This is a genomic window from Cuspidothrix issatschenkoi CHARLIE-1 (assembly GCF_002934005.1).
GTDB lineage: Bacteria > Cyanobacteriota > Cyanobacteriia > Cyanobacteriales > Nostocaceae > Cuspidothrix > Cuspidothrix issatschenkoi.
This window is the reverse complement of record NZ_PGEM01000222.1, coordinates 1-4190: the sequence shown is the minus strand read 5'-3', so window position 1 is coordinate 4190 and position 4190 is coordinate 1. Positions and strand designations below refer to the sequence as shown.

The following is a 4190-nucleotide window of genomic DNA, read 5'->3' as shown; positions in this document are numbered from 1 at the left end:
AATAAAGATTTCAATCCGAATGGAGAAATTAAAAAAGAACATTATCATATATTGCTAAGTGCTGATGGTCCGATTACATATAATCAAGTTATTAAAATTATAGAACCATTAAATGCCCCTATACCTAAAAAAGTTGGTTCAGCTAAAGGGTTAATAAGATATATGGCGCATTTAGATAATCCAGAAAAATTTCAATATTCTATCGATGAAATTATTGGACATGGTGGTGCTGATATAGCTAGCTATTTTGAATTAACTAAGACCGATAAAATGACAGTCATGAAGGAAATTATTGAATATATTTATGAGAACAAAATTGATAACTATGCTGATTTTTTGATGACTTGTATTTCAACATCTGATGAGTGGTTTGATGTAGCTATTAATTATAATACTTTGGCTATTAATAAAATGATTGATGGTATTTGGCAAAAGCAAAATAGAGCAAAAGTAGAAAGTTATAAATATCGTAATAATTTATAAAAAAGACAGGTCACTATTTATAGTGATCTGCTTTTTTATTTTCTAATTCTTGTATATCTCTTAAAAAGAAATATATTTTTTGAATTGGATTGGTAGTTTCTATATCTTCGATTGAATGGAATTTATATTTACTTAATTTTTCATTTTCATAGTGAGTATTTATTAAATCTAATAAATTATTTAGATGTTCATTTTTCGTTTTTACGTACGTATTGTGAATAAACGGTTGCGAATACCAATAATTAAGTTTTTCATCTAATACATCTAATATAGCTAAGTAATATGCAAATGATTGTAATTCTAACATGTTATCAAGTTTATATTGTTCTGTATCTTTGTATCTATTTATTTGTAAATACATTAATTCTTTTTCTAACTTTCTTCTATTTTTTACTTTAAAGTCTTTTTCTATGTTGTTGATTATGAATGAATTGAAATCATCTAATTTTATTAGTTTTATATATTCATTCAAATTTAAAAAAGTCCGTTTTCCTTTTTTTGTATAAGTTACTTGTTTTATCAAAGAATTAATTTGATTTCTGTTATGGGACATATCTATATCCATTCTTATTCCAAATGTTTCTTCTATAAATTCTCTTAAATTTGAAGAACTTACTTTGAATGTTGAGTCCATCATTGCTTTAATTTCATTTGCACTTAACCATACTTTTTTATTTTCTTTAAATTTGGTTGTATCTAAATACTCGAAGTAATCTTTTTTTAATTTATCTATATTAAATGTTAGTGTTTCTTTCATTTTATTCACCTTTCTATAAAAAAGTTAGTTTTAAATATATAAACATTGTAAAATCAGTGTTTTTAACTTTCTAATAAAGTATAGAAAGTTAGTTTAAATATTGATTTAATTATACAATTAGATTGTAAAATTTAATAGATGGAAGGACAGATTACTATGTTTAAAAAGAACAATAATAGTTTCGATTCGGGAATAATTAAGATTTATTCTATACAAGAATTAGAGTTTTATTTACAATCTTCAGCTAAAACATTACAAGAAGATTTTGGGGCGCCGTGGTCGTATGCGAGCTCGGCGCATGATGATAGGGCGTGTGAAGCTATGATTTTTATGATTCTGCAGGAATTTGGTTTTAGATTTGTATCTGAAGATAAAGAAGTTCAGAAATTCATTAAAAATCTAACTGATGATGTTATTAATAAAAAGTTTGTGAATTATTTAACGAAAGGAAGTAATAGTAATGAGTAAACCAATTTGGACACCTACATTAAAGCAAGTTTTAAAACACGATACTCAAGAAGTGAATTTAATTAGTGAAAGAACAGGAAATGAATATACAGCAGAAGTAATACCACATTTAAAAGTTGTATCAACTGGATCAGTTGATGAAACGAATGATGGAAAATATAGATATGCAGTAGTTGATACAAAGCATGGATTAGAGTACGAAATAAAAGTTGATAAAAAAATGAATGTAAAATTTGGTATGCCTTTGGAATTTACAGAAGTACGTGGAGGACCTACAAAATCTGGTGGCTGGTATGCAGCGAAAACTGTAGTACCTTTGCAAAATAATGTCTAAATATAGGCGGATAATTGCAGATGAGAATAGCAAACGTCAAAGTCACCAAGTTTTATTTAGTGCTTTGATGTTTGTTATTTTTATTTTTATTGTTAGTTTAATTATAGGTTGTTCACTATCTAAAATTGAATTTTTGAAAGAATTTATTAGTAATTTGAAAATTATTCCCTATCTGTTGTTTTTTACTGCCTCGTTGTTATTAATTGTTTTTATTTTAACCTTAAGGCAGAGAGAACAAATTTCTAAATTAGATATTGAATATATGAGCAAAAAACAAAACAAGTTATCTAAACAAATACTTAAATTGTTTAATGATAAGCAAATTACTGACGTATTAAAATTAAGTAATTCAACTAGATATGGCGAAGAAATGCCTAATTTATATGTGTATGTGGATGAAGATTGTACAGGTGGTTTTGTAGCTATTGAAAATATAGCTAATTTTGAAAAAATGGATAAAGAAAAATATGAGCAAAAAGTTTCTGGTGTATTTAACGGAAAGCTAAAACGCTTTGCTGTTGTATCATCTGATTTGACACCTAATGATACGTATATGAAATTTCATTTTGAAGATACAGAAACTTCTTATCGTATCTATATTGAACATAATCAAATTAAGTCTAATTTAATAGAGAATGATCCAAATGCAATTCGTTTAGCTTATGATTTAGTTTGGCATGCTGATAAAACACCACATTTAAGCATTATAGCTAGGACTAGAGCTGGTAAGTCTGTTTTTGCCGGTGATTATTTATGTAGGTTGATGAAATTACAAAATTGGACGATTGAATATAATTCTGCAAAATTTGATAGATATGTAAAAGAATTTAATGGAAAAAGTGAAATCATTGAAATTGTTGAGCGTGCTGAATATTGGGTTGAAGTTATGAAAAATCGATTAGATCAAATTAATATAGCTGGTAAAGATAAATATCTTGATATGGAAAATATGAATAATATAGCTATCATTTTTGATGAAATAGGAAATTTAAATGCCGGTTTAGAACAAAAGAACTTAAAAACATATAAAAATAGATGGGAAGAATCTATAAATAAACTTTCGGCTACTGGTGCAAGTGCTGGTATACACGTTATTGCTATCAGTCAATTTGCTACTAAAGAAGGCTTTTTACCTACATTAGCTAGGACAAACTGTTCTGACGCTGTAATAATGTTGGGTGGTGCAGCTGATTCTGCTGATGAAAGGCGTTATTTAATGCCTGGTTTTGCTGATTTGCCTAAACGTAGTTATACAAAAGGACAAGGTTTAGCAAAAATATCTGGAAGTGGTCAAAAATGGGAAAAACCACATTTTTATGAGACGCCTTGGTTTTTATAAAAAATTTTCTATTTCGTTTAGTGTCGGCGCAATCGAAAAAAACACAGGAATGTAGCGAGAACGGAGCTTGTGAAAGCGACTGGTAAGCGAAATGAATGTGTTAGATTGCAAAGACCGACACGCGAAATAGAATTAATTTTAAAATCTATTTCGGTAGTAGAGGTCGGGGTTTTAGGGGCGGAGCCCCTAAGGTTTTATGAATTTAGGGGTGTGCGATTTTTGCACACATGGGGGGTACTACGACACCCCCCATGTGTGCATTGTGCATTGTGAAAAAAAAGTATCAATCTCTTAGAACTCTTCTGTGACAAGGGATTTGAGCTTTTATTTCGAAGGATTTTAAAAAAAAAAAAGAAAAAAACTCTAGATATTTCTAGAAAACGTTGTAAATTTCTAGAGTTTTCTGTAAAGTGGTAGACATATGGGAGGTGTTTAGTTTGGCTCAAAAAAATAAAGTTGGTATTACTTTATCTGATGAAACATTAGAAAGATTGATAAAAGAATGTGAAGAAAGTGGTTTAAGTAAATCGCAGTATATTACATTTTTAATAAATCAAAAATCTTTAAGTGAAAAGGAGGATAAGCGTGTTAAGGCATAAAAAAATAGGGTGCAACCGACCAAAGTTACTTCCCTATGTGATTTAATATTAATATGTTTTATTACGCTTTATTTTATCATGGCTAATAATAAAAAAACAGTAGAAAAAGGAAGAGATTGGACTTTTATAGTTTATCCAGAGTCTGCTCCTAAAAATTGGCGAGACATTTTAGATGAGACGCATATGCGGTGGGTTGAAAGTCCTTTGCAT

At 28.7% G+C, this 4190-nt stretch carries 7 protein-coding genes; 6 read left to right on the top strand and 1 reads right to left on the bottom strand.

What is annotated here, in order from left to right:
* A partial coding sequence (locus CUN59_RS22950) for a Rep family protein (RefSeq protein WP_104389565.1) occupies nucleotides 1-483 on the top strand: 483 nt, incomplete at its 5' end.
* Nucleotides 484-496: 13 nt separating this feature from the next.
* On the opposite strand, the gene CUN59_RS22945 is transcribed toward CUN59_RS22950, so the two are convergent.
* The gene (locus tag CUN59_RS22945; RefSeq protein ID WP_104389564.1) at nucleotides 497-1240 is read right to left on the bottom strand and encodes a hypothetical protein; all 744 of its coding nucleotides are present in this window, start codon (nucleotides 1238-1240) and stop codon (nucleotides 497-499) included.
* A gap of 138 nt (nucleotides 1241-1378) precedes the next feature.
* Here CUN59_RS22945 and CUN59_RS22940 point away from each other — a divergent pair, with 138 nt between their 5' ends.
* The 5 genes from CUN59_RS22940 to CUN59_RS22920 all read left to right on the top strand — a co-directional run.
* Nucleotides 1379-1708 carry a hypothetical protein gene (locus CUN59_RS22940; protein WP_104389563.1) on the top strand — a complete coding sequence of 110 codons (330 nt, stop codon included), beginning with the start codon at nucleotides 1379-1381 and terminating at the stop codon, nucleotides 1706-1708.
* Entirely contained in the window at nucleotides 1701-2042 is a 342-nt protein-coding gene (locus CUN59_RS22935; RefSeq protein WP_104389562.1) for a hypothetical protein, read from the top strand. Before CUN59_RS22940 ends, CUN59_RS22935 begins: the two co-directional genes overlap by 8 nt.
* A complete protein-coding gene (locus CUN59_RS22930) occupies nucleotides 2035-3381 on the top strand; it encodes a hypothetical protein (RefSeq protein WP_207765460.1) in 1347 nt (448 codons plus the stop codon). Before CUN59_RS22935 ends, CUN59_RS22930 begins: the two co-directional genes overlap by 8 nt.
* 437 nt (nucleotides 3382-3818) lie before the next feature.
* On the top strand, nucleotides 3819-3980 hold the full coding sequence (locus CUN59_RS22925; RefSeq protein ID WP_104389566.1) for a TraY domain-containing protein: 162 nt from the start codon (nucleotides 3819-3821) through the stop codon (nucleotides 3978-3980).
* A 78-nt stretch (nucleotides 3981-4058) separates the two neighbouring features.
* The coding region (locus CUN59_RS22920; protein ID WP_279327327.1) for a Rep family protein at nucleotides 4059-4190 on the top strand (132 nt) is incomplete at its 3' end.

What these genes read in the sequence shown, in the direction of transcription:
- CUN59_RS22935 (WP_104389562.1), top strand. Translation starts at nt 1,701, where the DNA reads ATGAGTAAACCAATTTGGACACCTACATTAAAGCAAGTTTTAAAACAC.
- CUN59_RS22945 (WP_104389564.1), bottom strand. Translation starts at nt 1,240, where the DNA reads ATGAAAGAAACACTAACATTTAATATAGATAAATTAAAAAAAGATTAC.
- CUN59_RS22940 (WP_104389563.1), top strand. Translation starts at nt 1,379, where the DNA reads ATGGAAGGACAGATTACTATGTTTAAAAAGAACAATAATAGTTTCGAT.
- CUN59_RS22930 (WP_207765460.1), top strand. Translation starts at nt 2,035, where the DNA reads ATGTCTAAATATAGGCGGATAATTGCAGATGAGAATAGCAAACGTCAA.